Genomic DNA, 26,163 nt, shown 5'->3' on the forward strand with positions numbered 1-26,163 from the left:
CAAGCACATGCTGCCACTACTGGGGCTGGCTACCATCGTCGTGCTGCTCGGCGCGATTCTGTCGAAACGGATGTCGCCGCTGGTGGCGCTCATCATCGTGCCGATTGCGGCGTCGCTCATCGGCGGCTTCGGCTTTCAGACCAGCAAGTTCGTGATCGACGGGCTCAAGAGCCTCGCGCCCGTGGTCGGCATGTTCGTCTTCGCGATTCTCTACTTCGGCACCATCACCGACGCCGGCACGCTCGATCCGATCATCGACCGCATCCTGCGCGCGGTCGGTACGCGGCCCACGCGAATCGTGATGGGCACCACCTTGCTCGCGCTGCTGATTCACCTGGACGGCTCCGGCGCAGTGTGCTTTCTCGTCACGATTCCCGCGATGCTGCCGCTCTACGATCGTCTGAAAATGGACCGGCGCGTGCTGGCCGCGGCCGTTTCGATGGCTGCCGGTATCAACTTTCTGCCGTGGACCGGGCCGATGATCCGCGCGTCGGCGTCGCTGCATCTGCCGATTTCGGCGCTGTTCAATCCGCTGATTCCCGTGCAGTTGATCGGGCTGGTGTTCGTTTTCGGCGTGGCATTCTGGCTCGGGCGGCGCGAGGAAAAGCGCCTGGGTCTTAGCGCCGCGAGCGCTTCGATACCGATGCCGGAGCGCAAGCTGACGCCGGAGGAGCAAGCCTTGCGCCGGCCGAAAAACTTCTGGTTCAACATCGTCCTGACGCTGGTCGTACTCGGCACGATGGTCGTGATGGGCGAGAAGATTCCGCCCGCGATCATGTTCATGGTCGGGCTTTGCGTCGCGTTGATGGTGAACTATCCGAACGTCGACATGCAGCGCAAGCGGATCGACGCTCACGCGCGCGCCGCGCTGATGATGGCCGGCATTCTGCTCGCGGCCGGCGTGTTCACCGGCGTGATGCAGGGCAGCGGCATGCTGAAAGCGATGGCACAGGCAGCCGTCGGTTTCGTGCCGCCCGCAATGGCGGGGCACATTCCCGTCGTGCTCGGCGTGCTGTCGATGCCGCTCAGCATGCTGTTCGACCCGGACTCGTTTTACTTCGGCGTGTTGCCGGTGATTGCCGAAGTGGCCGGCCAACTCGGCGTGCCCGCCGTGCACGTCGGCCAGGCCGCGCTGCTCGGGCAGATGACGACCGGCTTCCCGGTCAGCCCCCTTACGCCGGCGACGTTTCTCGTAGTCGGCTTGTGCGGCATCGATCTTGCCGATCACCAGAAATTTACGTTTCCCTTGCTGTTCGGCGCGTCGATCGTGATGACGATTGCCTGCGTCGTGCTGGGGATATTCTCATTGTGAGCCGCACGGCTTTACTGAACGGACGCCATCATCATGACAACGACTCCACATAGACGGCCGGTGCGAATCGGTGCGGGCGCGGGATATTCCGGCGACCGTATCGAGCCGGCGGTCGAGCTGGCGGAACATGGCGCGCTCGATTACCTGGTGTTCGAATGCCTCGCCGAGCGCACCATCGCGATTGCGCAGCAGGCGCGCAGCAAAGATCCCGAACAGGGTTACGACCCGTTGCTCGAAACCCGCATGGCGGCCGTGCTGCCCGCTGCGATTCGCAACGGCGTGCGGATCGTGTCGAACATGGGTGCGGCCAATCCACTCGCGGCGGCGAAGAAGACTGCCGAGATCGCGCACTCGCTCGGACTCGGTCCGGTGAAGATTGCCGCCGTCACCGGCGACGATGTGCTCGACGTCGTACGGCAGGGCAATTTCCGCTTCGAGGAGTCGGGGGAAAGCGTCGCGTCGTATAAGGATCGCCTCGTCTCCGCGAATGCGTACCTTGGCGCGGCGGCGATTGTCGAGGCGCTGGCGGCCGGCGCGCAAATCGTGCTGACCGGACGTGTTGCCGATCCATCCTTGTTCGTCGCGCCGTTGATCCATGAATTCGGGTGGCGGATGGACGACTGGCAAACGCTCGGGCAGGCAACCGTGATCGGCCATCTGCTCGAATGCGCGGGACAAATCACCGGAGGCTATTTTGCGGACCCGGGTTTCAAGGACGTCCCGAATCTCGCGCGGCTCGGCTTTCCCATCGCCGAAGTCGGGCAGGACGGTTCGGTGATCATTACCAAGCTCGCGCAGGCCGGCGGACGGGTGACCGAAGCAAGCTGCAAGGAGCAACTGCTGTACGAGATTCACGATCCGCAGCGCTATCTGCAACCGGACGTGGTCGCCGACTTCACGCAGGTGCGTGTCGCGCAGGACGCGCCGGATCGCATTCGCGTGAGCGGTGGACGTGGCGCGCCGCGTACGGATACGTTGAAGGTCTCGGTCGCGTATTTCGACGGCTATATCGGCGAGGGGCAGATCTCGTACGGCGGTCCCGGCGCGCTGGCACGTGCCCGGCTCGCGCTCGATATCGTGCGGGAAAGGCTCGCCTTGACCGGTGTGGATACGCGTGAATTGCGATTCGATCTGATCGGTGTGAATGCATTGCATGGCGAAGCGCTGGCGGCCGACCAACCCGAGCCCTATGAGGTCAGGGCACGGGTCGCGGGGCGCGCCGACTCGCTGGCGCAAGCGGTACGGATCGGCAACGAGGTGGAGACGCTTTATACGAACGGGCCGGCGGGCGGTGGCGGCGTGACGAAGTCGGCACGCGAAGTCGTCGCGGTGCAATCGGTGTTGCTGCCGCGTGAGCACGCCAAGCCTACTTTCTCGCTGGTGGAGGCGTGACATGAAATTACGTGAACTTGCGCATTCGCGGACCGGCGATAAGGGCAATACGCTGAATATCTCCGTCATCTGTTACGACGCCAGACACTATGAGCATCTGCGAGCGGTGTTGAGTGCCGAGCGGGTCAAGGCGTATCTCGGCGAGGTGGTGCGCGGCAATGTCGTGCGTTACGAATTGCCTGCCATTGCCGCATTCAACTTCGTACTCGGCGAGGCGCTCGGCGGGGGCGTGACGCGCTCGCTGGCGCTGGACGCGCATGGCAAATCGTTGAGTTCGGCCTTGATGGGGCTGGAGGTGGAGGGGCCGGCTGAGGACGGCTATGCGCCGGCAGCATAGATCGCTTGCATGGCGCGGCCACGCAGCGTGAAACGCTGAGCCGTTTCACGCTACCGCGGGTGAGCCTGATAAGCCCCGCTGCTGGGCTTAGCCGGCCGCCTTGCTCGACTCATGCGCGCGCCGAAGCCGCTCGCGGCTATTGCTCAGATGCATGCGCATCGCGGCGCGTGCGTCGTCGGCGTCCTGACGTTCAATGGCCCGGTAAATCATCTGGTGCTCGCCCAGCACATTGCGCAAGGTTTCAATATGATCGAGCTCCGCGATCTCGGCTGATCCGAGCCGCGTGCGCGGGCTCACCGAGCGGCCGAGTTGACTGAGCACATCGAAGAAATAGCGGTTGCCGCTTGCCCGGGCGATCTGCAAATGAAACTCGATGTCATGCGCGAGCGTGTCCGTACTCCCACGTTCGAGTTCCGACTCGAAGCGTTCCAGTGCCGCACGAATCTGCTTGAGATTCTGCTCGGTACGCCGTGCCGCGGCGAGCGCAGCGGAAGCAGCCTCCACATCGATGCGAAACTCGATGATCGCCATCACGTCGAGCATGCTGGAGAGGTCGGCGGCGGGCAACTGCATCGACTGTTCCGTGGCCGGCTCCAGCACGAACGTGCCGATACCGTGACGCGTCTCGACCACTTTAGCCGCCTGCAGGCGCGAGATTGCCTCGCGAACCACGGAGCGGCTCACCGAGAGCTGCTTCATCATGGCGACTTCCGTCGGGATGCGGTCTCCCGGCCTCAGGGCGCCGCGGCGGATTTCGTCGGAAAGGCTGGCCACCACCTTCTCAGTCAGGCTGCTCATTTACGGTTTGTTGATTAATCTGATCGGCTGGAAATACACCCGTCGCGGGTGCGAGTGAAGTCATAGGGCGCTTCGACATAGCCATCATAGCGTCAGTCCGATTGATCGCGACTCGAAACACTCGCTCCCGGGGGATGCGCGCGGCGACGGATCGACCCTTTCCGGTCTCTACTGCAAGCGGTTTATGTTTTGTTGTCGGACGTCTTATTTTGATTGACCTTTTCCAAGGTGGGAATGCCGTGCCCGCTGCTTTTTTCACTATACCCGGCCAGAGTGCGAGGCAAGTGGCAGGGTAAACACCTTATTGGAATCGATGGAAAGAAGCGGGTAGACTGTCGTCAGACAACGTATCACGTGTTACGGAGCAGGCCGCCGGAGTGGCCGGAACTGGAGACAACCTTGACATCTGCTCTTACCGCCGCCGACGCGCTCGAATCCGCGGTCTCGAAGGTCAAGCGGCACATCTTGCCGCTGTTTCTGATCATGTTCATCGCGAACTACATTGATCGCGTGAACATCGGCTTCGTCAATTCCCACATGCAGGCGGACCTCGGTATCGGCGCCGCCGCGTACGGTCTGGGGAGCGGCTTGTTCTTTGTCGGCTACGCGCTGTTCGAAGTGCCGTCGAACGTATTGATGCAGAAGTACGGCGCGCGCGCGTGGCTGACCCGCATCATGGGCACCTGGGGGCTGGTCGCGGCGGCCATGGCGTTCGTCTGGAACGATACGTCCTTCTACGTGCTGCGCTTTCTGCTCGGCATCGCTGAAGCCGGCTTCTTTCCGGGCGTGGTGTTTTACTTCACTCAATGGCTGCCGCAGAAAGAACGCGGCAAGGCCGTGGCGGTTTTTCTCTCGGGCTCCGCGCTGGCGTCGGTGCTGTCCGGGCCGATCACCGGCAGTCTGCTGTCGATTCGCGGCCTCGGCTTGCAGGGCTGGCAATGGATGTTTCTGATTGAAGGCGGCTTTTCAATCGTGCTGTGCGGTGTGAGCTGGGTGCTGCTGAAATCGCGTATTCGCGATGCCGCGTGGCTGACGGCTGAGGAGCAGGCCGTGCTCGAAAGCTCGATCGCCGCGGAGCAGGCCGAGCGTGAGGCGCACGGCGGCGCGCATCTGCCGCCGATGAAGCTGCTGAAAGACCCGCAGATTCTCCTGTTCTGCTTTCTGTACTTCGCGATTCAACTGACCATCTACGCGGCGACGTTCTGGCTGCCGACGATCATCCGCAAGATGGGTGGACTCTCGGACTTTGAAGTCGGCATGTTCAATACCATCCCGTGGCTCATCGCCATGGTCGCGATGTACTGCTTCGCGGTGTTGTCGGCGAAATGGCGTTTTCAGCAGGCGTGGCTGGCGGTGGCGCTCGTGATCGCGGCGTGCGGGTTATTCGCTTCGACTTCGGGTAATCCGGTGCTGTCTTTCGTGGCAATCTGTTTTTCGGCGATCGGGTTCAAGGCTGCATCGTCGCTCTTCTGGCCGATTCCGCAGGGTTATCTCGACGCACGCGTTGCCGCAGCCGTGATTGCGCTGATTAACTCGGTCGGCAACCTCGGCGGTTTTTTCGCACCGGCCGCGTTCGGTTATTTGCAGCAGCACACCGGCTCGATTACTGGCGGTTTGTACGCGCTGGGCGTGGCTTCGCTGATCGCGGCGGCGGCCGGTTTCCTGACCCGCAATCGCCGTGTGAATCGTGACGCGTTGCCGGAGCCTTTGCATAGCAAAGCCCACTGACCAGCGAAAATCGCCGATCATGAATCACGCATTTCCCACTTTCTGCCCGGCACGGGTCCCGAGCGCGCTAATCCGGCGCGCGGACGCCCGCCTGCCGGCTCGCTAACTCAACCGGGCCCATTCTCATGTCCACGAACTCATCCCAATCGAACGCTACGCCGATCGTGACCGAGCTGCGCGTCGTGCCCGTCGCCGGCCGTGACAGCATGCTGATGAATCTGAGCGGCGCGCATGGCCCGTTCTTCACACGCAATATCGTCATTCTGCGCGACAGCGCCGGACATATGGGCGTCGGCGAAGTGCCGGGCGGCGAGAGCATCCGCCAGACCATCGACGATGCGCGTCCGCTGGTCGTCGGTCAGTCGATCGGCAATCTTCAAGCTATCCTGAACAAAGCGCGTACCCAGTTCGCCGACCGCGATGCCGGTGGCCGCGGTCTGCAGACCTTCGATCTGCGCACCACTATTCACGCGGTGACGGCGCTCGAAGCCGCGTTGCTCGATCTGCTCGGTCAGCATCTTGGCGTCCCCGTCGCGGCGCTGCTCGGTGAAGGCCAGCAACGCGACGAAGTGGAAATGCTCGGCTATCTGTTCTATATCGGCGACCGCAAGAAAACCGATCTGCCCTATGCGAGCGGCGCGGAGGGGCGCGACGACTGGGAGCGCGTGCGTACCGAAGAAGCGATGACGCCCGAGGCCGTCGTGCGGCTCGCCGAGGCGGCGCAGGCGCGCTATGGCTTCAACGATTTCAAGCTCAAAGGCGGCGTGTTGCCGGGCGACGCCGAAATCGAAGCGGTCACGGCGCTCGCCGAGCGTTTCCCCAACGCGCGCGTCACGCTCGACCCGAACGGCGCATGGTCGCTCGCGGAAGCGGTGCGCCTGTGCCGCGACAAGCACGACGTGCTGGCTTACGCGGAAGATCCGTGCGGCGCGGAGAACGGCTATTCGGGCCGCGAGGTGATGGCCGAGTTCCGCCGCGCGACCGGTTTGCCGACGGCGACCAACATGATCGCGACCGACTGGCGTCAGATGGGTCACGCGATCCAGTTGCAGTCGGTGGATATTCCGCTTGCCGATCCGCATTTCTGGACCATGCAGGGTTCGGTGCGGGTGGCGCAGATGTGCAATGAATGGGGGCTCACCTGGGGCTCGCACTCGAACAACCACTTCGACATTTCGCTCGCGATGTTCACGCATGTCGCGGCGGCGGCGCCCGGCAAGATTACGGCGATCGACACGCACTGGATCTGGCAGGACGGTCAGCGCCTGACGCGTGAGCCGTTGCAGATCGTCGGCGGCAAGGTCAAGGTGCCTCAGGCCGCCGGCCTCGGTGTCGAACTGGATATGGACGAGATCGAGAAGGCGCACGCGCTGTATCAGCAGCACGGCCTCGGCGCACGCGACGATGGCGTGGCCATGCAATACCTGATTCCGAACTGGAAGTTCGACAACAAGCGCCCGTGTCTGGTGCGCTGAGTCTTTTATGATTTGAGCGGCGCCGGGTGCCGCCGCTCGTTTTCGCCGACAAAATTTACGCTATTGCGCTACTAAGCCATTCACGCCATGACCTCACCTCAAGAACTCAAAGCGATCGTCTCGGAAGGCCTGCTGTCGTTTCCGGTGACCGACTTCGACGAACAGGGCGATTTCCGCGCCGATACCTATGCTGCGCGCCTCGAATGGCTCGCGCCGTATGGCGCGACGGCATTGTTCGCCGCGGGCGGCACGGGCGAATTTTTCTCGCTGACCAGAAGCGACTACACGGAGGTGGTTCGCACGGCGACCGAGACCTGTCGCGGCAAGGTGCCGATTCTCGCCGGTGCGGGTGGCCCGACGCGCGTCGCGATTGAATATGCTAAGGAAGCCGAACGTCTCGGCGCGAGCGGCGTGCTGCTGATGCCGCACTACCTGACCGAGGCGTCGCAGGAAGGCATTGCCGCGCATGTCGAGCAGGTCTGCAAGGCGGTGAAGAACATCGGCGTGATCGTCTATAACCGCGCGAATTCGAAGCTCAACGCGGACATGCTCGAACGTCTCGCCGACCGTTGTCCGAACCTGATCGGCTTCAAGGACGGTGTGGGTGAAATCGAGAACATGGTGACGATTCGCCGGCGTCTGGGTGAGCGTTTCTCGTACCTCGGCGGCCTGCCGACCGCGGAAATCTACGCTGCGGCTTATAAGGCGATGGGCGTGCCGGTGTACTCGTCGGCGGTCTTCAACTTTATCCCGAAGACCGCGATGGACTTCTACCGCGCGATTGCCGCGGACGACCACGCTACCGTCGGCAGGCTGATCGACGAATTCTTCCTGCCGTATCTGGCGATCCGTAATCGCCGCCAGGGCTACGCGGTCAGCATCGTGAAGGCCGGCGCGAAGCTGGTCGGCCACAGCGCGGGACCGGTGCGTGCGCCGTTGACCGATCTGACCGAAGAGGAAATGGCGCAACTCGACGTGCTGATCAGGAAGCTCGGCGCGCAATAACCGATGCAATAAGTGCTGCAATAGCCGATGCAAGAAGCGGCGCGGGCCGCAGCCGCGAAACGGTCGCGGCCACGCCGCCGTTCAGCTCTTGCGAAACACCACGTGCGAGATGCGCTGCACGAGCAGCGCAGCCGCCAGTGCCGCTACCGCCGTCAGCCACACGCCGATATGAATCGACTGCACCAGCGCATCGCGTGCCGTGTCGATCAACGCCAGCGTATTGAGGCCCGACGGCTTCATATCCGCAATCAGTTTCAGTCGCGATGCTTCGTCGATCAGGATGCGCAGATCGACGAAACGCGGCTGCCATTGCGAAACGGCCGGCTCGCCGAGCACGCTCATCGTGCGTGTCACCACGTCGCGATAGTGATGCTGCACCACGGTTGCCACAATGCTGGTGCCGAGCATCCCGCCGACCATCCGTGTGGACTGAAGCAGCGCCGTCGTGATACCGAAACGTTCGCGTCCGGCAATCTCCTGGCCGAACACATTCAGATTGTTCAGGATGAAACCGAGGCCGATACCGACCGCCGCCATCGGCAATTCGATCCACACGTGCGGGGTCTGCGGATTGGCGAACGCCAGCGCGATCGCGGCGAACAGCAGCAGCGCGAACCCGATCGACAGAATCCGCGTGGGCTTCTTCATGTGGATGACGATGCGCGTATTCAGCAGGCTGCCGAGGGCGATACACGCGGCGATCGGCGTGGCGAGCAGACCCGCCTGTTGCGGCGACAAGCCGAAGCCGCCTTGCAACAGCAGCGGCGCAAAGAAGATCAGCGAAAACATCACGAAGCCGGACAGAAAGCCGAGTATGAACAGCGTGACGAGTTGCGCGTCCTTGAACAGGTCGAGTGGAATGATTGGATGCGTGGCGCTTTTTTCGCACGCCAGCAAACCAACGGCGCCCGCGATCACGAAGGCCGCCAACGTCAGATTGCCGGTCGTCAAACCATGCTTCGGCACGGCTTCGATGAGCGCCTGAAAGCCGCCAAGCACGATGGCGACCAGTGCCGCGCCGAGCCAGTCGATCTTGACCTCGCCCTCGTGCGGCCGCTGCAGGTTGGGCAGATGCGCCCAGATGAAATAGAGCGCCGCGGCGCCGACCGGCAGGTTGATCAGGAAGGTGGAGCGCCAGCCCCAATGCTCGCTCATCCAGCCGCCCAGCGACGGACCCGCCGCGGTGCCGATGCCGTACGCGGCCGCCATCACCACCTGCCAGCGCACCCGTGCACGCGGATCGGGGAACAGGTCCGGGATCGACGCGAACGCGGTGCCCACCATCATCCCGCCGCCGACGCCTTGCAAGCCGCGCGCGATCACGAGGAACAGCATGTCGTTCGCGACGCCGCACAGCACCGACGCCACCGTGAACGTGATAACCGCGGCGATCACGAAGCGCTTGCGGCCGAAGTAGTCGCCGAGACGGCCGAACACGGGAACGGTCACCACCGACGCCAGCAGGTACGCGCTGGCAATCCATGCGTAGTACTCGAAGCCGTGCAGTTCGGCGACGATCGAGGGCAGCGCGGTGCTGACGACGGTCTGGTCGAGTGCGACCAGCATATTGACGAGGCCGATGCCGAGCATCGCCATGAGGGCATTCCGGAAGGGCAGGGCAGTCGCAGTCGGGTTCACGGGTCTGGGAAAGGAGAGCTTTTCAGGGCAGGCGCCGCGCCGCGCGGGCCCGGGTCTTGACGCGTGGTGTGTCCACTAGTTGTCTGACCTCTTATCCTGAATTATACGGGTTTCCCCCTACCTGTGATTAATTTCGAGGCATTAGGAGCGCAAAAATCCGGTGCGCTTGGGCGCGGCGAGGCGGGTGCGGTTTGATATATGACGTCTGTTGATGGCGGCTTATCCGGCATTTCACCGACGTTCCGCGCTTGTAGGTCGCCCGACGCTTCTTCCACGCAGTACTTCAGCGGGAAATGAAATGTACGCGCTACGTGATTGAAAGGAGGGTTCGGGCGCAGTGCTGCGCATCCTACCGGCTCCGCCTTCCAGAACGACCTTCGCTGGCCCCTCGGTGCTTCATCATTGAAGGGGATCCGCACGGTGAACGAGCGTCATACATAGGCACCATACACGCTGGTCCGATTCCGTCCGGATGATTGAAGTTGTCACCGCCCATCGGCAGCGCATTGGGTCAGAAAAATATCCCGAATTGTGTGTTAAAAGTAGGGTATGAGTAAAACAAACCTGCCTGAGCACGCCGCCGGATTATGACCGGCGAGAATATAACCAGGCGTCATTCCGCTATGGAGGCGTTGTGATTCGAAGCTGGCTTGGCGGGGTTCTGTTGGCAGTGTGTTTCGTAAGCAATGCTTTTGCGGGTGGCCCGGATTGCTTCCGGCCGTTCACGCTAGGATTGCACGACCACGGCCTGCTCTATTCGCTCGACACCGACAGCGGTATCGACAAAGACTTTGCGGACGAGCTGATCCGGCGCAGCGGTTGCCAGATCAAGGTCAGTCTGATGTCGCGGGCACGTATCTGGAAACTGATCGAGTCGGGTGCGCTCGATTTCAGCCTTTCTGGCATTGCGAACGACGAACGCAATCAATACGCGTCGTTTGCGTGGTACTTCAGCAATAAATACTATCTGCTCGTGCGCAAGGACGCCGGTATCCACAACGTCGCGGATTTCGAACGTGATCGGCACGCGCAGCTTGGCGTGATCCGCAGTTTTCGCTATAGCGCATCGGCCAATGAACTGGTCGACAGACTGACGGCGGAAAACCGGGTCAGCCTGGCGGGAGGGCTCGAACCGCTCTACCAGGCGCTTATACTCCGGCAGATCCAGGGCATGATTATCGAGCCCTTCGATTACCCCGCACTGGACGCGAAAAAAATCCGCAATGTGACGACGATTGTCGAGTTCAACGATCCTTCGGTGCCGCACGGTCTGATCATGTCCAAGAAAGCACTCTCCGTCGGCGAACGGGAAAAGTGGCAGGCGCTGGTGGACGAAATGCGTGCGGACGGCACGGTGCGCCGAATCTTCGAAAAGTACTTCAAGCCTGAGCTGGCTGATTCCATGGTCGACTTCAAGGCGTCGCCGTGATCCGGCTACGCGCTGTCCTACTGCCGTTACTGGTTCTATCAGCGTCGCTCTGTTTGACGTGGGTCGTCTGGAATCACGAACGACAGGCGAGTCGCAAAGAGCTTCGCAGCCAGTTCGAATACACCGTGAGTGATGCGGTCGGCCGCGTCGAGCAGCGCATGGCGACCTATGAGCTGATGTTGCGCGGCGTGCAGAGCCTGTTTGCCGCGAACGGTACGATCGATCGCGAGCGGTTCCGGCGCTATGTGAACGCGCTCAATCTTGACGCGAATTTTTCCGGCGTCCACGGCGTCGGTGTAATCGAATGGGTGCCCGCGGCGAGTAAAGCGGCCCACATAGCGGGCATGCGTCAGGGCGGCATTCCGGGCTACACGATTCATCCTGACGGGCAGCGCACGGCTTATGCGCCGATTATTCAGCGCGAGCCTTTTGTTGGCATTGCTCGCAGCTCGCCCGGTTTTGACACCTGGGACGAACCGGTGCGGCGCGCCGCGCTGGAGAAGGCACGCGATTCCGGCATGGCGGCCCTGTCGGGCAAGGTAAACCTCCAGATCGGCGCGAGTCCCGACCGTCGGCCGGGTTTCATCATGTATCTGCCGATCTACGCGGCCGGCAACGCGCAGGACGATCTCACGCAACGCCGGGCGAACATTATCGGTTGGGTCTATGCGTCGTTCCAGATGCACGACGTGATGGCCAGTCTGTACGGCGAACAGCCACCCGGCATCTCGCTGGCCATTTACGACGGCGTCGAGCCATTGGAGGCCGCGCTGCTGCATCGCGCTTCCGAGCCGAACAACCGGCGCGCCCCCGCGATCATCTCCGCAAATGAATATCTGGTTGTCGACGGGCATGACTGGATGCTCACGATGAGTGCCTCCGACGAGTTCCGATCCAGATTGGGACGCAATGCACAGGCGTTGATCGCAGGCGCCGGCACGGGCTTGAGTTTTCTGCTGGCGCTTCTGAGCTGGCTCATGATGACAGGGCGTGAGCGCGCCATGCGGCTCGCCTCGGCGATGACACGGGAGTTGCGCGAGAACGAAGAGAAGTTTCGCGCCATTGCCGACTGCACGGTGAACCTGGAAATCTGGTGGGGACCGGATGGCAAACCTCGCTGGATCAATCCGTCGGTTGAGTACTACACGGGCTATACGGTCGTCGAATGCATGGCGATGCCCGATTTCGCCCGCACGCTGATCCATCCAGAGGATGTTTCGCGGGTTGCCCCGGAGTTTAAAAAGGGGCTTCAGGGTTCTCGCGGCGAGGATCTCGAATTTCGTTGCGTGCGCAAGGATGGGTCGCTGCTGTGGCTGTCGGTTTCCTGGGTGCCGATCAGCAATCAGCGGGGCGACTTTATCGGCTTTCGTACCAGCGGCCGCGACATTACCGAGCGTAAGAAGTCAGAGGAGAAAATCCGCGAGCTGGCCTTCTACGACACGCTGACCCGCTTGCCCAATCGTGCACTGCTTCTGGACCGGCTCAGGCAATCCATGCTGGCGAGCCGGGAGAACAAGGTCTGTGGCGCCCTGATGTTCATCGATCTCGATCACTTCAAAACGCTGAACGACACGCTTGGGCACGACAAAGGCGATCTGCTCCTGCGGCAGGTCGCATATCGCCTGTCGAATAGCGTCAACGAGGCCGATACGGTCGCGCGGGTGGGGGGTGACGAGTTCGTTGTGGTGCTGGGCAATCTGAGTCCGGATGAGGCGGTGGCCACCAGCCAAACCGAGGCGACGGGGGCAAGAATTCTCTCCGTGCTGGGGTGTGCCTATGAGCTCAACGGCATCCAGTTCCGGAGTACCGCCAGCATCGGCGTCACGGTATTCAAGGGGGAGCAGACGTCCACCGACGAGCTTTTCAAACGGGCCGATCTCGCCATGTATCAATCGAAGGAGCGCGGCCGCAACGGCATCTGTTTCTTCGACCCGGCGATGCAGACAGCGGTGTTGAAGCGGGCCGAAATGGAGGTGGGGCTGCGCAACGCGATCGAAGAGAACCGGATTGTTCTCCACTATCAGGCGCAGGTCGTCGACGGCAATTACATTACCGGTGCGGAGGCGCTGGTGCGTTGGGAGCATCCTGAACGCGGCCTGATACCGCCGGGCGAGTTTATTCCGCTCGCCGAGGAGTCCGGGCTGATTCTCGAGATGGGGCGCACTGTGCTGGCGTCAGCATGCGCTCAACTGGCACTGTGGGCGGCGAGCCCATCGATGGCGCATCTGTCCATGGCAGTGAACGTCAGTGCCCGGCAATTCCGCGAGCCGGATTTCGTGGACGGTGTGCTCGACGTCATCGACCGGACCGGGGCGCGGGCGGACCGGCTGAAGCTCGAATTGACCGAGAGTGTTCTCGTTGAGAACGTACAGGACGTTATCGAAAAGATGAGCGCCCTGCGTGCCCGCGGCGTGACGTTTTCGCTCGACGACTTCGGGACGGGCTACTCTTCGCTGGCTTATCTGAAGAGATTGCCGTTGGACCAGTTAAAGATCGATCGCTCGTTCGTGCGCGACATTCTGGTCGACCCCAACGACGCTGACATCGCGAGAACCATCGTGGCGCTTGCGCGAAGCTTTAACCTGGGTGTCATTGCCGAGGGGGTTGAAACAGAAGCGCAAAGAGATTTCCTGGCGGTTGCAGGCTGCCATGCCTATCAAGGGTTTCTTTTTTGCAAGCCGCTGCCGATCCAGGGTTTCGAACAGTTCGTGAGCCTGTTCAGTTCCGGTAAGCGGGCGGAGGGCCGCTCGGCGAGGAATGCCGGGAGAAACGTGGGCACCGGCACGGCAAGCTGATCGCAGCTGCACCTCTGCCCAATTTGCAAGACCTGCATAAGTTGCTGATTGGTGAGGATACGAAAGAAATTCCTGAGTGCGATCTCGAATTCGAGCAGGCGTCGCAGACAACTTGCAAGGAAGCGATCGCGTACTGCGAGACGGTTCGCGACTTTGTCTCGCGCGACATCATCACCCATATTCTCGACGATACGGAAGATCATATCGACTGGCTCGAAACGAATCTGGCCTTGATCGACAAGGTCGGGAGTGATGCGCGGCAACACACGACCTCATTGCGCCCCGATCCGGGCTAACGTAATGGCATGTTCGGGGCATGCGCTTACGCACAGGCCACATGCCCGGCATGCATCGGCGTTGGGCGTGTACGCGACTTTCATGCCGTGTACGCGCAGCTTGAATCGGTTCAACGCGCCCAACTGTTGATAGTCCGCCGCATCGATCCGGCGGATTTCGAATACGTCTTCGGGGCAGACGACGGCGCAATCACCCTTGCCTTCGCAGCGCTTCAGATTGACCACGGGAGCGATCACGCCTGCGGGCTGCTTGCAAGCGGATGTAGATGCGCGGCTCATGCTTCGTCCTCGCGGCGCTTGCCGTCAAAGGACGCCAGGTTCTTCTGAAAGTTTTCACGCTCCTGCGGTGTCATCCGTTCCCAGCGCCGCCAGTGCCGGCGTCCATGCCAGCCGCCATGCCCGCGAAATCCGCCAAAGAGAATCCGGCTCAGGACCAGCAGGCCCAGCGCGTGCAGAAAGTCGATCGGACGGGCACCGGTGAATAGCGCGGGCATCACCCAATTCCATAGCGCCATCACCATCCATCCCAGCACGGCAACGCCCACCAGAACCAACAGTGCCTTGCCGAAGCATCTCAGTTTGAATCTCATCTAGCTGCTCCTTTTAGATATCCAGTTCGTCATAGACGGCTTGCAGGCGAACGCGCAGATGCAGTACCGCGTAGCGCTTGCGGGCCAATAGCGTGTTCACGCCGACACCGCTTTCGGATGCCAGCTCCTTGAAGCTGCGTCCTTCGAGTTCGTGGGCGACGAAGACGTCGCGCTGATTTGCCGGCAATTCGTCGAGTGCTTCTTGCAGGGCCTCCAGCAGCAACGATCTTGCATAGACGGCTTCGGGACCGGCGTCGGTGGCCGGCAGGGCGAGATCCAGCCGATAGTCCGGGTTGTCTGCGTCGTCCTGATCGTCGGCCATGTCGGCGAGCGCTTGCTCGCGGCGCTTGCGAAAGCGGTCGATGATGCGGTTTCGCGCCACGCGGAACAGCCACGCGCTTACCTGTTCGATCGGCGCGGGGAGCCGGTAGGCCTGCACGAACTCGTGAAAGACGTCCTGCAGGATGTCTTCGGCCTCGCCCTGATCCTGCACGCGGCGCCGGATGAAATTGCCGAGTTTCGACCGCTCACGCAACACGGTTGCAGTGATGTCGTTGTCGCGTTCGATCGTCGGTTTTGGGGTGCGCGGCGGTTCCATACGTCTGTAGACGATTCACGCCTGGAAATATTGTCCGTGACGTGAAGGCTGTTTCGAATCAGCCGCTACGGCGATTCTCAGGCGCTGCCACGGCCAGGTAGCGTCCGGGCGTGGTGCCCAAGGCCCGACGGAACATGTCGATAAACGCACTGACATTGTCGTAGCCGAGTTCGAGCGCAATCGTCGTGACCGGAATCCCATCCGCCACCCGTTCGAGTGCGCGAAGCAAGCGGGCCTGTTGGCGCCATTGCGCGAACGTCATGCCTGTTTCGGTCACGAACCGGCGGCTCAGCGTTCGCGGCGCGAGCCCGGCCCATGCCGCCCATTCTTCGAGGCGCCGGTTATCCGCGAGGTTGCCGCCGAGCGCGTCCGTGATGCGCGCGAGCCGTGGATCGGTGGGGCTCGGCAGGCCTAGCGATTCTTCCTTTGACGCAGCGAGCTCATCGACGATGAGCTCCGCAATGCGCGTCTGCGATGCGTCGAGTTCGGTGCTCGCCCAGCTCGCGGCGCGCCGTACCGCCTCGCGCAGCAAGGGCGTCGTCTTGATCGCGCGCGCCTGCCGCGGCAGCGATTCGCAGCGCTCCTCGGTTATGAAAACACTCCACCCCGAGAAGGGGCCATAGGAGCGTATCGAGTGAACGCAATGCGGGGGAATCCAGATCGCATGGGTGGCGGGCACGACCCATTGCTGCTTGTCGAACCCGATCGATGCGAGCCCGCTCAGCGCACCCATGAGCTGTCCGCGCGCATGACTATGCGAGGGCGTTGCGCGCGATTCACTTTGTGTCAGTTCGGCCGCGGCGAGGAATGGACCTTCGGGCGAACTCACGAGAGCCGGTCGAATCAAGGGGGTAGTCATCGCAAGGGGTGGCGGCAATCCGGTATCGAATGGCCTTTATACCGGAGACGGGCCGGGTCTGCATCATTAGACTGGCCTCTTCTCAAACAACACAGGAGTGCCGTGCGATGCGAGCCGAGCAAGTTCTCCCCGATCACGTCGATCGGGCCGATATCAATGGTGTGACCGTCCGCAAAGGCACGGTTGCCGCTTTTCTGGCCAATGCGCGCGTCTGGACCGATCCGGCCAGCACTGACGCGGCGCGCGCCGTGGCCGCCACGGACATCGTCGCGGCCCTGCCGGCCCTGCGTGCCGTCGGCCTGTTCGATGTACTTGAGATTCGCGACGTCCGGCTGCGTGAGTGGATCGACTCATCCTCTTGCGGATCTCGGCGCGCACTGGGGAACGCCCAGTAGCACCCGGCGCGCAAGCGCCAAGATCAGCTCTTGCCGGGCACGCCTTACGAATTCGCTTGCCGGCTATCGCGACAGAACCAGCGCCGCGACGTCGCGGGGGCCGGCACCACCTCCGCCACCTCTGACACCTCGCGCCACCACTTGCCGCCGCGGTGCGGCGTGCCCAGATCCAGCCGCTCGCCCATGCGAGGCGTCGCGAGCGCAATGCCCCGGGCGGCAGCGAGTCCAACCACACGCTCGTACGGTTCCTGCCAGCGATGCATCGCCAGATCGAACGTGCCGTTGTGAACCGGCACCAGCCAGCGTCCCCCCAGATCGACGTGAGCCTGGACGGTCTCGTCGGGCTGCATATGGACGTACGGCCATTGAGCATCGTAGGCGCCGGTTTCGAGCAGCGTCACGTCAAATGGACCGAGCCGCTCGCCGATGGTCCTGAAGCCGTCGAAGTAACCGGTGTCGCCGCTGAAAAACACGCGTAGCGCGTCATCGACGATCACCCACGAGGCCCACAAGGTGCTGTTGCCGTCGAACAGACTGCGACCGGAGAAGTGCTGCGCGGGTGTTGCAGTAAACGACAGACCGTCGATTTCAACGCCCTGCCACCAATCGAATTGACGCACCTTCGACGCCTCGATACCCCATTCGATCAGGCGGTCGCCGACACCCAGCGGCGTCAGGAACACGCCGGTCTTCGCGGCGAGCGCCAGCACCGTTTCGCGATCCAGATGGTCATAGTGATCGTGCGACAGAATCACGCCGCGCAACGGCGGCAAGTCTTCGAGTGCAATGGGCGGGGCATGGAAGCGCTTCGGGCCGAACCGCCGGAACGGCGATGCACGCTCGGCGAAGACGGGATCGGTCAGCCAGAACTGACCGCGCAGCTTAAGCAGCATGGTCGAATGCCCGAGGCGATAGAGGCTGCGGTCCGGCGCGGCGTCGAGTTGTTCGCGTGACAGCGTGTCGACGGGCAGAGTGCCCGCCGGCACCGTACCGTCCGGTTTCCGGAACAACACATTCCACGCGATGCTCAGGGTCTTGCCGATACCCTCGACCGGACGCGGCTTGACGTTTCGAAAGCGCTCGCCGTCGTGCTGAGCCGACATGTCGAACAATTCGCGCCCGCGTCGCGCCGCCGTCAGGCCCAAGGCGCGGCGAATAGAACTGGTAAACGATGCCATGCAAACCGCCTCGATACAGAAAGTAGACTGTTGAGTGTAGTTTATTTTTGAGAAAAGTAAACTACCCGGTGTAAAATTTAGCGATGAACACCAGTCAACCCCTTCTACGCCTGACCGACCGCAAGCGCGCTGCCATCATCGAGGCGGCCATCGAAGAATTTCTCGCGGCCGGTTTCGACGCGACCAGCATGGACCGTATCGCGGCCCGCGCGAGCGTCTCGAAGCGGACGGTCTACAACCATTTCCCCAGTAAGGAAGTGCTGTTCGCCGCGATCCTGCGGCAGTTGTGGGAGTCGAGCGACACAGGCGAGGCGCCGGCTTACTCCGCCGCGCATCCATTGCGTGCGCAGTTGCTCCAGCTTCTGTTCAAGAAGCTGAGCCTATTGAATAACGAGGCATTCCTGGCCCTCGCGCGCGTCGCGATCGCGGCGGGCATTCATTCGCCGGAGCGCGCGCGGGAGATGGTGACCCGCATGGGTGAGCGGGAAGAGGATTTGACGGTGTGGATTCGCGCGGCCGCAGCCGATGGCCGCCTGAAGACCTCGGACCCGGTATACGCTTCGCAGCAGTTGCAGGCCCTCGTAAAAGCATTCGCTTTCTGGCCGCAGGTGACGATGGGGCAGCCGCCTCTCGGCGTGGATGAACAGAAGCACGTCGCGGAATCGGCCGCCGATATGTTTCTCGCGCGCTACGCGTGACGCGTTACGCGCTGGCGACTAGACGCGTTACGCGTCTTTCAACCAGGGCATTTCCACGGGCGACACCACCAGGCACCGGGACTCCCGTTTCAGTTCGAAGATAAACCCGACCAGGATCATGGAGTCGGCGTACGGGATCGGAAATACGTGAGGATTATCCGCCGCGCGTAGCGGGTGCGCCGGCGTATCCGCTGTCTTCGCGGCGTTCTCGCGGACGCTTTCCAACTCGTCGACCATGGCCTGCCCACTGACTTTCTGGACGCGGCTACGCAGGTCGCTGAAGGGTTCGATGCGCGCCCCGTCTTCATTGTATTCGGGCACTTCATAGATGAACCAGGACATGTGCGTCTCCAGAGAAAAGGGCAAGCATTCTAGCAGGGGCTTTACGCGCGCTATCTTCAGTACCGTGGGAATCGAACCGCGTTGCGTCCCCGCCATAAAAGAACTGAGACAAAGGAACTGAGACAAAAGTCTCATCCGGCTTGATGCTGCACTGCGGTGTGATCTTCCGGAACACGCATGCTAAAAGTCATCCTGAGCGCGCACCTGGCGATGTGCGCCGAGCAGACCGGAGACATTCATGCCTTATGTTCCGCAGGTTAGACACATCGACCGGATCCGCAGGTTGATCGAAGGCCGCGCGCCCGATCGCGGTGCCGATTCCGCGCGGCTGGCTTCGTCGTACTGGCGCTCGCTCGAGCAATATCATCTCGATCCTGGTCTGACAAAAGGTCCGCGCATTCTGACCGCGCCGGAACTGCGCGACGTGCAACATCGTGAAGAGTCGGTTTTGCGGGCCTCGGGAGAATGCCTTTCGCGTCTGCATGAGACGGTACGCGAAGCTGACTACTGCGTGATGCTCACCGACGCACAAGGTGTGACGATAGATTATCGCGTCGACCGGGATCGGCGCCACGACTTCAAACGGGCAGGGCTTTATTGGGGCTCCTGCTGGTCAGAGCAGGAAGAGGGAACCTGTGGCGTGGCGGCCGTATTGCTGGATTCCCAACCGATCACGGTGCATAAGACAGATCATTTTCGCGCCGCGTTTACCACGTTGACCTGCAGCGCCTCGCCCATCTTCGGGCTGGAAGGCGAGCTGATCGGCGTGCTGGATGCATCGGCGATTCGCTCGCCTGACGAACGCGAAAGCCAGCGCCTGATCAACCATATCGTGCGTCATAGCGCGGTGCTGATCGAGGATAGTTTCTTTCTCAACGCGACCACGCATCACTGGGTGTTGCTGGCCCACCGGAATCGTCATTACGTGGAGGCCCAGCCGGAAATTCTGATCGCTTTCGACGTGCATGGAAATGCGGTCGCGGCAAACCGCCGGGCCAAGGAATGTGTGCCTGGCCTCGACCAGTTGCCGCGGCCTGTCTCCGAGCTATTCGATGTCCGCGCCGAACGACTTCTGGATGTCAGGCCGGGCCGCGACATGGTTTCGATGAAACTGGTGGGCAGCGGTTCGCCTCTGTATGCGCGGGTTCGCCCACCTGTCATCCGGGCGCAACGGCAAGCGGCGCCGAAGCACCGGGATCCCGCCCGCGAGGCGCAACCCACCCTCTCCGGGATCGACGCCCTTGAGCGCGATCGCATCGTCGCCGCCCTGACGGATGCGAAATGGCACCCCGACGAGACCGCCCAGACGCTCGGCATCTCGCGGGCGACGCTTTACAGACGGATCGCGAAGTTCGGCATTGTCCCGCCGCACCGGCGCTAGCGGTCCACCGTTATCCAGCGGGCAAAAAGAACCCGCGTATCACTTCCACGTTTCACTAATCCGTATCGAATGGAGGAGCAGCCATGCCTGAAAATAATGCAAGCCAGACTATTGCACATGTTCTGGAGTCCCTGGAATCGGCGCTCAAACGCGGCGATACCGCTGCGGCCTTCGCGTTGTTTCAACCGGAATGCTATTGGCGCGATCTGGTTGCTTTCACCTGGAATATTAAAACCATGGAGGGCCGGGACCAGATCGGCGCCATGCTCGACGCCCAACTTGACGCCATCAAACCCACCCGGCTGAGGATTGCCGAAAACGAAACGCCGACCGAAGCCGATGGTGTGGCCCAGGCGTGGATCACGTTCGAAACACAGGTCGCCCGCGGCAGTGGTTTTATCCGTGTAAAAGACGGCCTGATCTGGACCTTGCTGACTACCATGGCCGAACTGAAAGGCCACGAGGAGCCCAAGGGCCAGCGTCGCCCGATGGGCGCGGAACATGGTGCACGCACGGATCGGGTCACCTGGAAGGAGCGCCGCGAAGCGGAGGCGCGGACGCTGGGTCGTGCGGAGCAACCTTACTGTCTGATCGTGGGAGGAGGACAAGGTGGGATCGGGCTGGGTGCGCGATTGCGCCAGTTGGGAGTGCCGACGATCATCGTGGACAAGAACCCACGTCCTGGCGATCAGTGGCGCAACCGCTACAAGTCGCTGTGTCTACATGATCCGGTCTGGTACGACCACATGCCGTATTTGCCGTTCCCCGACAACTGGCCGGTCTTTACGCCCAAGGACAAGATCGGCGACTGGCTTGAGATGTACACCAAGGTCATGGAGTTGAACTACTGGGGGTCGACCACCTGCAAGTCCGCGCGCTACGACGAAGCGGCGGCCGAATGGGTGGTCGAGGTCGAGCACGGCGGCGAGACGCTGACGCTGCGGCCCAAGCAGCTTGTGCTGGCGACGGGCATGTCGGGTAAGCCGAATATTCCTTCATTCAAAGGCATGGATGTGTTCAAGGGCGAGCAGCATCACTCGTCCAAACATCCGGGGCCGGACGCTTACAAGGGCAAGAAAGTCGTGGTGATCGGCGCGAACAATTCGTCGCACGATATCTGCGCGGCGCTGTGGGAGGCGGGCGTCGACGTCACGATGGTTCAGCGTTCGTCCACGCATATCGTCAAGTCGGATTCGTTGATGGAGCTTGCGCTCGGCGATCTTTATTCCGAGCGCGCGGTGGCGTCGGGCATGACGACTTCGAAAGCCGATCTGACCTTTGCGTCGATCCCGTACAAGATCCTGCATACGTTCCAGAAACCGGTCTTCGATGCCATCAGGCAGCGCGACGCGGCGTTCTACGACCGTCTGGAGAAAAGCGGCTTCATGCTCGATTTCGGGGACGACGACTCAGGGCTTTTCATGAAGTATCTTCGGCGCGGGTCGGGTTATTACATCGATGTGGGCGCCGCCGATCTTGTCGCGGACGGCAAGATCAAGCTGAAGAGCGGCGTGGATGTGGTCGAACTGAAAGAGCACTCTGTCGTGCTCAGCGACGGCACCGAACTGGAAGCGGATCTCGTCGTCTATGCGACCGGCTATGGATCGATGAACGGCTGGGCCGCCGATCTTATCTCGCGTGAAGTGGCGGATAAAGTGGGCAAGGTGTGGGGGCTGGGCTCGAATACGACGAAAGACCCGGGACCGTGGGAGGGTGAGCAGCGCAACATGTGGAAACCGACGCAGCAGACTGCCTTATGGTTCCATGGCGGTAATCTGCATCAATCGCGCCACTACTCGCAATACTTATCGCTGCAGTTGAAGGCGCGCATGGAGGGGATTGCGACGCCGGTATATGGCCTGCAGGAAGTGCATCATCTCTCCTGACTCCTGATGCAGACGTGAGGGTGATGCATACCTCGTCGCCCCCCGTTTGACAGATATCAGGTGTGGGGCGGCGCGCCTCGATGGATCGGCGCGCTGCCTTCTGTAATGAAACGATGTACGACGCGCGGCTTAACCCGGATTGATCTCGTCCTGGCTGCGCCGTGTCGTGCGGGGGCCGAGGACTCGCACGGTGATAGCCACGATCAACAGGGCCACCGCAATAATGCCGAACATAGCGCCCGCTCCTTGCTGGCTCAATACGGGGAGCAAGATGAACGGCAGCATCGCACTAACAATGCGGGACAACGAATAGGTGCTGCCGATTGCAGTCGAGCGCACGCTGGCTGGAAAAATTTCCGCTTGATAGACATGGTACGCATTGCTGAATACGTTCGACGCGCAGGTTGTCAACACGCCAAATAGAACGATCAACCCCGAGTTGTTCGAATAGGCAAAACCCAAGCCAAAAACCGCAATGGACAAGATGGCGCCGATCACCAGCGTCCTGCGTTCTATCCAGTTGAGGAGCGGGATTGAAAGCAAAGAGCCGACCGGGTAGCCGAGAAACGACAGCGCGATAAACAACGTGCCGTCGGTGATGTCAAAGCCGCGGCTTTTCACCACTGTGGCGGCCAGTGTGCCAAAGCCGTAGTAGCCAAATCCCTGCAGCAGATGGAAGATGGCCAGCATCAGGTAGCGTTTGTTGTACGGAGGACGGCGTAGCAGGGCCACGCGCTCACCTAAAGTCATTGCATTGCGCTTGATGGTCGCCTCAGGCGAGATGACCGGCACCGTCACCCCGGCACTGTCGGCAAAGCGCCGAAGCATCGCGTGAGCTTCGTCGACGCGACCCTGCGCCAATAGCCAGCGCGGGCTTTCGGGCAACTTATGCTGTACCAGCAGAACCAGTACTGCGCCCAGGCTGCCGATCACCAGAATAACGCGCCAACCCGCCACGGCACCAAAGTGCAGAGGGTTGAGCCAAAGCGCGAGGAATCCGACCAGCGGCACGGCAACATACGACGCGGTGTAGGCCCAGGCGGCCATTCGTCCGCGGCGTTCCTTGGGCAGAATCTCGGACAGGAAACTATCGGCGACGGGATAGAGTGCGCCTACGCCAATGCCGGTGAGGAAGCGGCAGATCACCAGCATCCCGGCATTGACCGAGAATGCGCCTAGCAGTGAAAAGCCGCTGTACCAGATCAGATTGAACAGGAAAGCCTTGCGCCGGCCAATCCGGTCGGCCACGCTGCCCAGAAAAAATGCGCCGAAGAACATGCCGACAAAGGCCGAGGCCAGCAGCAGCTTGAAGTCCATGCTGTGTCTGTCGATACCGTACTCGCCCTGCAGCGCCGCGCCGATCGAGCTGACAAGGAAAATCTCGAACATATCGAAGAACAGGCCTATGCCGACCACCCACACTACAAATCGATGCAGTGAGCCCGCAGGCATGTTGTCCATCCAGCCGCCCAACGTGGTGGCCTGAACATCCTGGCGGTGTGATTCGTCGGTTGAAACCGGCTCGGATGAAGCGATGCGCGAATGGGAGCCTGCTTTTGCGCCCACGCCCAGATTGCTGCTGTTCATGCTTGTCTCCGTTACTTTATTTTCGGGGGCGGCTTATGCGCCGTTCACCACGTTGATCGGTGCGCCCGCATGGAACGCAGCGAGGTTCGCTTCGATGCCGGCATTGAGCCGGTTCGCGGCATGCGTCGCCGCCCAACTGATGTGCGGCGTGACGATGAGGTTGCGAAGCGCGCACGCCAGCAGGGGCTCATGTGGATCGGGTGGTTCCTGCGGGAGCACGTCGAGCGCGGCGCCGCCGAGGTGGCCGGTGGTAAGCGCATCGAGCAGCGCGGCCGAATCGACCAGACCGCCGCGCGCGCTATTCACGAGCAACGCGCCGTGTTTCATCGCGCGAAGTGTGGGCGCGTCGATCAGCTTGCGCGTCGCTTCGGTCAGTGGACAGTGGAGCGAGAGAACGTCGGCGGATCGCACCACCTCGTCAAATGATGTGAAGCCTTCGCGAACCGTCAACCGTCCGCGGTGCTCCGCAAACAGCACATTCATGCCGACCGCGCGGGCCAGCCGGGCGAGCGAACTGCCGATCGCGCCGCGCCCGATAATGCCGAGCGTCGAACCGGCGATGTCGAGAATCGGCGCGTCGTGTACGCAGAAATTCGGCGAGGCCGCCCAACCGATGCGAGCGGTCTCGCGATAGGCGAACAGATTGCGCCGCAACGCGAAGATCGACGCGAGCGCCCACTCCGAGACGCTCTGTGCCGAATACCCCGGCACGTTGGATACGATCACGCCGGACTCGCGGCAGGCGTCGATATCGATGCAATCGAAACCCGTTGCGGCAATGCAGATGAAGCGGAGTTTCGGCAGGCGTTTCAGATCGGCCGCGCGGATCGGCACTTTGTTCGTGATCGCAATGGCGGCATCTTCGAGCGCATGAACCACGTCGGCGGCGCGCGTGGCGAGGCGGGCGGACCATTCGCCCGCCCAGGCCGGCGCGGTGAGCGGCACGGGCAACGTAGCGCTGTCGAGCAGGACGATGTTCATCGACTCACCACCTGGCCCAGGGGGGGTTGCAACGGCACGCGATTCAGGTTGTTGACCGGCATGTGAATGTGACCGGTTCGTAGGGCGCGGGGTGCCATGACATCAACCCGCAAGTTCGGAAATCTCGATCAGATTCAGATCGGGATCGCGCACGTACACCGATCGAATCTTCTGTGTGGCGCCGGTGCGCGCAACCGGGCCTTCGATAATCGGACATTGGCAGCGGGCGAGATGCGCAATGACATCGTCGAGCGGCACGGTGGCGATGAAACACAGGTCGAGCGCGCCCGGCACGGGAACATGCGCCTTCGGCTCGAATTCGGCGCCGCGCACGTGGACGTTGATCTTCTGATTGCCGAAGCGAAACGCAATACGTCCTTCGCCAAACGTCTCGAGTTGCATCTGCATGACTTCGGTGTAGAACCGCTTCGTTGCAGCGAAGTCGACGCAAGTCAGTACGAGGTGATCGAGGTGATCGATGAGTGCCATGTCAGGTTCCTGAAGAAAATGCGCGTTGTTCCGGCAGGCCGTCGGTCGCGATGCAAGGCGCCGGGTGCAGATCGAGGCGGCGTCCGGCCTTGAGCAACTGGCTCGGCACGTCGTGGCCGATCAGTCCGGGAAGCAGCGCCGAGGCGGACAGCACGGCATCGAGATCGACGCCGGTGTCGTAGCCGTCGAGTTCGAGCATGTGCACGAGTTCCTCGGTGCAGACATTGCCCGTTGCACCCGGCGCGTAGGGGCACCCGCCGAGTCCGCCGAGCGACGCGTCGAAACGGTCGATACCGGCTTGCAGCGCGGCGAGCGTGTTGGCGAGCGCCATGCCGCGCGTGTTATGAAAGTGCAACGTGAGGTCAAGGGCGGCGAAACGCTCGCGCGCGGCGGCGCATAGCGCCCCGACCTGCGATGGATAGGCCATGCCGGTGGTGTCGCACAAGGTCACGCCATGCACGCCGAGATCGGCGAAGCGCTGCATCCAGTCCAGCACGTCAGCCGGTTCGATATCGCCTTCCATCGGGCAGCCCATTGCGGTGGAGAGCGACACGTTGATTGCCACCTTCGTTTGCCTGACCACGCCGATTACGTCGCGCAATTGTGCGAACGATTGCTCGCGGCTCATGCGCAGGTTCGCGCGGTTGTGGCTCTCGCTCACCGACATCACGAGATTGACTTCATCGACACCGCACGACAGCGCGCGCTCGGCGCCGCGCAGATTTGGAACGAGCACGGTGTAGATAACCCCTGGATGCCGCTTGATTTGCTGCATGACGGCTTCGGCATCGCGCAAGACCGGAATCGCTTTCGGCGAGGTGAACGAGGTCACCTCGATCCTCGCGTAACCGCATGCGCTCAGACGGTCGATCAGTTCGATCTTGGCGTCGGTGTCGACGAACCGGGCCTCGTTCTGGAAACCGTCGCGAGTGGCGACCTCCTGGATATACAGACGTTTGCTGCTCATGCGGGGC

24 protein-coding genes and 1 pseudogene are annotated in these 26,163 nt (G+C 61.9%); 13 read left to right on the plus strand and 12 right to left on the minus strand.

The annotated features are described in order from the left end of the window. The first annotated feature begins 7 nt into the window (after positions 1–7). From AC57B6_RS32250 to AC57B6_RS32260, 3 genes are read left to right on the plus strand one after another with little or no spacing between them, the layout of a single operon-like run. On the plus strand, positions 8–1,312 hold the full coding sequence (locus tag AC57B6_RS32250) for a CitMHS family transporter (protein WP_178370879.1): 1,305 nt from the start codon (positions 8–10) through the stop codon (positions 1,310–1,312). Positions 1,313–1,345: 33 nt separating this feature from the next. Further along, positions 1,346–2,704: an acyclic terpene utilization AtuA family protein gene (locus tag AC57B6_RS32255; protein ID WP_496422846.1), complete on the plus strand. Its 1,359-nt coding sequence runs from the start codon at positions 1,346–1,348 to the stop codon at positions 2,702–2,704. Position 2,705: 1 nt separating this feature from the next. After that, positions 2,706–3,041, plus strand: coding sequence for an AtuA-related protein (locus AC57B6_RS32260; protein ID WP_030099844.1), 336 nt, complete (start codon positions 2,706–2,708; stop codon positions 3,039–3,041). A gap of 87 nt (positions 3,042–3,128) precedes the next feature. On the opposite strand, the gene AC57B6_RS32265 is transcribed toward AC57B6_RS32260, so the two are convergent. Beyond that, the gene (locus AC57B6_RS32265) at positions 3,129–3,839 is read right to left on the minus strand and encodes a FadR/GntR family transcriptional regulator (RefSeq protein WP_028195000.1); all 711 of its coding nucleotides are present in this window, start codon (positions 3,837–3,839) and stop codon (positions 3,129–3,131) included. Positions 3,840–4,238: 399 nt separating this feature from the next. Between AC57B6_RS32265 and AC57B6_RS32270 the strand changes: the two genes are divergently transcribed. The 3 genes from AC57B6_RS32270 (at position 4,239) to kdgD (ending at position 8,047) form a co-directional block, all read left to right on the plus strand. Beyond that, entirely contained in the window at positions 4,239–5,567 is a 1,329-nt protein-coding gene (locus AC57B6_RS32270) for an MFS transporter (RefSeq protein WP_046572546.1), read from the plus strand. A 125-nt stretch (positions 5,568–5,692) separates the two neighbouring features. Next, positions 5,693–7,042 (plus strand): glucarate dehydratase, encoded by a 1,350-nt coding sequence (gudD, locus tag AC57B6_RS32275; RefSeq protein WP_496422847.1) that lies wholly within the window; start codon positions 5,693–5,695, stop codon positions 7,040–7,042. 87 nt (positions 7,043–7,129) lie between these two features. Continuing rightward, positions 7,130–8,047 (plus strand): 5-dehydro-4-deoxyglucarate dehydratase, encoded by a 918-nt coding sequence (gene kdgD / locus AC57B6_RS32280; protein WP_028194997.1) that lies wholly within the window; start codon positions 7,130–7,132, stop codon positions 8,045–8,047. A gap of 81 nt (positions 8,048–8,128) precedes the next feature. Here the strand turns inward: kdgD and AC57B6_RS32285 are convergent, their stop codons facing one another. Next, a complete protein-coding gene (locus AC57B6_RS32285) occupies positions 8,129–9,637 on the minus strand; it encodes an MFS transporter (RefSeq protein WP_496422883.1) in 1,509 nt (502 codons plus the stop codon). A gap of 682 nt (positions 9,638–10,319) precedes the next feature. Between AC57B6_RS32285 and AC57B6_RS32290 the strand changes: the two genes are divergently transcribed. From AC57B6_RS32290 to AC57B6_RS32300, 3 genes and pseudogenes are all read left to right on the plus strand, one after another. Next, positions 10,320–11,114: a substrate-binding periplasmic protein gene (locus AC57B6_RS32290; RefSeq protein ID WP_496422848.1), complete on the plus strand. Its 795-nt coding sequence runs from the start codon at positions 10,320–10,322 to the stop codon at positions 11,112–11,114. Beyond that, positions 11,111–13,909 carry a bifunctional diguanylate cyclase/phosphodiesterase gene (locus AC57B6_RS32295; protein ID WP_496422849.1) on the plus strand — a complete coding sequence of 933 codons (2,799 nt, stop codon included), beginning with the start codon at positions 11,111–11,113 and terminating at the stop codon, positions 13,907–13,909. Before AC57B6_RS32290 ends, AC57B6_RS32295 begins: the two co-directional genes overlap by 4 nt. 14 nt (positions 13,910–13,923) lie before the next feature. Beyond that, positions 13,924–14,205: pseudogene (locus AC57B6_RS32300) on the plus strand (ferritin-like domain-containing protein); the annotation flags it as partial. Here the strand turns inward: AC57B6_RS32300 and AC57B6_RS32305 are convergent. Genes AC57B6_RS32305 through AC57B6_RS32320 form a run of 4 tightly spaced genes read right to left on the minus strand, consistent with a single transcriptional unit; the run spans position 14,182 to position 16,252 of the window. Further along, the gene (locus AC57B6_RS32305) at positions 14,182–14,484 is read right to left on the minus strand and encodes a 4Fe-4S binding protein (protein ID WP_030099850.1); all 303 of its coding nucleotides are present in this window, start codon (positions 14,482–14,484) and stop codon (positions 14,182–14,184) included. The pseudogene AC57B6_RS32300 and the gene AC57B6_RS32305 sit on opposite strands and share 24 nt — an antisense overlap. Next, complete coding sequence (locus AC57B6_RS32310) at positions 14,481–14,795, minus strand: hypothetical protein (protein ID WP_030099851.1); 315 nt, start codon at positions 14,793–14,795, stop codon at positions 14,481–14,483. The genes AC57B6_RS32305 and AC57B6_RS32310 overlap by 4 nt, the downstream gene beginning before the upstream one ends. A gap of 13 nt (positions 14,796–14,808) precedes the next feature. After that, positions 14,809–15,393 carry an RNA polymerase sigma factor gene (locus tag AC57B6_RS32315; protein ID WP_496422850.1) on the minus strand — a complete coding sequence of 195 codons (585 nt, stop codon included), beginning with the start codon at positions 15,391–15,393 and terminating at the stop codon, positions 14,809–14,811. Between the two features lie 58 nt (positions 15,394–15,451). Next, entirely contained in the window at positions 15,452–16,252 is an 801-nt protein-coding gene (locus AC57B6_RS32320; RefSeq protein WP_496422851.1) for an AraC family transcriptional regulator, read from the minus strand. 107 nt (positions 16,253–16,359) lie between these two features. Here AC57B6_RS32320 and AC57B6_RS32325 point away from each other — a divergent pair, with 107 nt between their 5' ends. Beyond that, positions 16,360–16,647, plus strand: a complete 288-nt coding sequence (locus AC57B6_RS32325) for a hypothetical protein (RefSeq protein WP_106354560.1) — start codon at positions 16,360–16,362, stop codon at positions 16,645–16,647. A 44-nt stretch (positions 16,648–16,691) separates the two neighbouring features. Here AC57B6_RS32325 and AC57B6_RS32330 read toward each other — a convergent pair whose 3' ends face one another. Further along, entirely contained in the window at positions 16,692–17,825 is a 1,134-nt protein-coding gene (locus tag AC57B6_RS32330; protein ID WP_496422852.1) for an MBL fold metallo-hydrolase, read from the minus strand. 83 nt (positions 17,826–17,908) lie between these two features. Between AC57B6_RS32330 and AC57B6_RS32335 the strand changes: the two genes are divergently transcribed. Beyond that, positions 17,909–18,523, plus strand: coding sequence for a TetR/AcrR family transcriptional regulator (locus AC57B6_RS32335; protein ID WP_144194788.1), 615 nt, complete (start codon positions 17,909–17,911; stop codon positions 18,521–18,523). A gap of 27 nt (positions 18,524–18,550) precedes the next feature. Here AC57B6_RS32335 and AC57B6_RS32340 read toward each other — a convergent pair whose 3' ends face one another. Then, positions 18,551–18,865, minus strand: coding sequence for a hypothetical protein (locus tag AC57B6_RS32340; protein WP_028194987.1), 315 nt, complete (start codon positions 18,863–18,865; stop codon positions 18,551–18,553). 238 nt (positions 18,866–19,103) lie between these two features. On the opposite strand from AC57B6_RS32340, the gene AC57B6_RS32345 reads away from it, so the two are divergent. After that, positions 19,104–20,246, plus strand: coding sequence for a helix-turn-helix domain-containing protein (locus AC57B6_RS32345; protein WP_496422853.1), 1,143 nt, complete (start codon positions 19,104–19,106; stop codon positions 20,244–20,246). 83 nt (positions 20,247–20,329) lie between these two features. Continuing rightward, positions 20,330–22,132: an NAD(P)-binding domain-containing protein gene (locus AC57B6_RS32350; RefSeq protein ID WP_496422854.1), complete on the plus strand. Its 1,803-nt coding sequence runs from the start codon at positions 20,330–20,332 to the stop codon at positions 22,130–22,132. A 129-nt stretch (positions 22,133–22,261) separates the two neighbouring features. Here AC57B6_RS32350 and AC57B6_RS32355 read toward each other — a convergent pair whose 3' ends face one another. The 4 genes from AC57B6_RS32355 to AC57B6_RS32370 form a co-directional block, all read right to left on the minus strand. Then, positions 22,262–23,719 carry an MFS transporter gene (locus AC57B6_RS32355; protein WP_496422855.1) on the minus strand — a complete coding sequence of 486 codons (1,458 nt, stop codon included), beginning with the start codon at positions 23,717–23,719 and terminating at the stop codon, positions 22,262–22,264. A 33-nt stretch (positions 23,720–23,752) separates the two neighbouring features. Further along, complete coding sequence (locus AC57B6_RS32360) at positions 23,753–24,700, minus strand: D-2-hydroxyacid dehydrogenase (protein ID WP_496422856.1); 948 nt, start codon at positions 24,698–24,700, stop codon at positions 23,753–23,755. Positions 24,701–24,802: 102 nt separating this feature from the next. Then, the gene (locus tag AC57B6_RS32365) at positions 24,803–25,189 is read right to left on the minus strand and encodes a VOC family protein (protein WP_106354548.1); all 387 of its coding nucleotides are present in this window, start codon (positions 25,187–25,189) and stop codon (positions 24,803–24,805) included. 1 nt (position 25,190) lies between these two features. Further along, entirely contained in the window at positions 25,191–26,156 is a 966-nt protein-coding gene (locus tag AC57B6_RS32370; protein WP_496422857.1) for a hydroxymethylglutaryl-CoA lyase, read from the minus strand. Positions 26,157–26,163: the final 7 nt, after the last annotated feature.

This window comes from Paraburkholderia sp. BGA-UO-ETr-F12, from assembly GCF_059567945.1.

Bases quoted from the DNA above. Each gene is read 5' to 3' on its own strand.
- AC57B6_RS32310 (WP_030099851.1), bottom strand. From the start codon at position 14,795: ATGAGATTCAAACTGAGATGCTTCGGCAAGGCACTGTTGGTTCTGGTG.
- AC57B6_RS32325 (WP_106354560.1), top strand. From the start codon at position 16,360: ATGCGAGCCGAGCAAGTTCTCCCCGATCACGTCGATCGGGCCGATATC.
- AC57B6_RS32330 (WP_496422852.1), bottom strand. From the start codon at position 17,825: ATGGCATCGTTTACCAGTTCTATTCGCCGCGCCTTGGGCCTGACGGCG.
- AC57B6_RS32350 (WP_496422854.1), top strand. From the start codon at position 20,330: ATGCCTGAAAATAATGCAAGCCAGACTATTGCACATGTTCTGGAGTCC.
- kdgD (WP_028194997.1), top strand. From the start codon at position 7,130: ATGACCTCACCTCAAGAACTCAAAGCGATCGTCTCGGAAGGCCTGCTG.
- AC57B6_RS32320 (WP_496422851.1), bottom strand. From the start codon at position 16,252: ATGACTACCCCCTTGATTCGACCGGCTCTCGTGAGTTCGCCCGAAGGT.
- AC57B6_RS32315 (WP_496422850.1), bottom strand. From the start codon at position 15,393: ATGGAACCGCCGCGCACCCCAAAACCGACGATCGAACGCGACAACGAC.
- AC57B6_RS32355 (WP_496422855.1), bottom strand. From the start codon at position 23,719: ATGAACAGCAGCAATCTGGGCGTGGGCGCAAAAGCAGGCTCCCATTCG.
- AC57B6_RS32365 (WP_106354548.1), bottom strand. From the start codon at position 25,189: ATGGCACTCATCGATCACCTCGATCACCTCGTACTGACTTGCGTCGAC.
- AC57B6_RS32305 (WP_030099850.1), bottom strand. From the start codon at position 14,484: ATGAGCCGCGCATCTACATCCGCTTGCAAGCAGCCCGCAGGCGTGATC.
- gudD (WP_496422847.1), top strand. From the start codon at position 5,693: ATGTCCACGAACTCATCCCAATCGAACGCTACGCCGATCGTGACCGAG.
- AC57B6_RS32345 (WP_496422853.1), top strand. From the start codon at position 19,104: ATGCCTTATGTTCCGCAGGTTAGACACATCGACCGGATCCGCAGGTTG.
- AC57B6_RS32340 (WP_028194987.1), bottom strand. From the start codon at position 18,865: ATGTCCTGGTTCATCTATGAAGTGCCCGAATACAATGAAGACGGGGCG.
- AC57B6_RS32285 (WP_496422883.1), bottom strand. From the start codon at position 9,637: ATGCTCGGCATCGGCCTCGTCAATATGCTGGTCGCACTCGACCAGACC.
- AC57B6_RS32250 (WP_178370879.1), top strand. From the start codon at position 8: ATGCTGCCACTACTGGGGCTGGCTACCATCGTCGTGCTGCTCGGCGCG.
- AC57B6_RS32370 (WP_496422857.1), bottom strand. From the start codon at position 26,156: ATGAGCAGCAAACGTCTGTATATCCAGGAGGTCGCCACTCGCGACGGT.
- AC57B6_RS32260 (WP_030099844.1), top strand. From the start codon at position 2,706: ATGAAATTACGTGAACTTGCGCATTCGCGGACCGGCGATAAGGGCAAT.
- AC57B6_RS32265 (WP_028195000.1), bottom strand. From the start codon at position 3,839: ATGAGCAGCCTGACTGAGAAGGTGGTGGCCAGCCTTTCCGACGAAATC.
- AC57B6_RS32255 (WP_496422846.1), top strand. From the start codon at position 1,346: ATGACAACGACTCCACATAGACGGCCGGTGCGAATCGGTGCGGGCGCG.
- AC57B6_RS32360 (WP_496422856.1), bottom strand. From the start codon at position 24,700: ATGAACATCGTCCTGCTCGACAGCGCTACGTTGCCCGTGCCGCTCACC.
- AC57B6_RS32335 (WP_144194788.1), top strand. From the start codon at position 17,909: ATGAACACCAGTCAACCCCTTCTACGCCTGACCGACCGCAAGCGCGCT.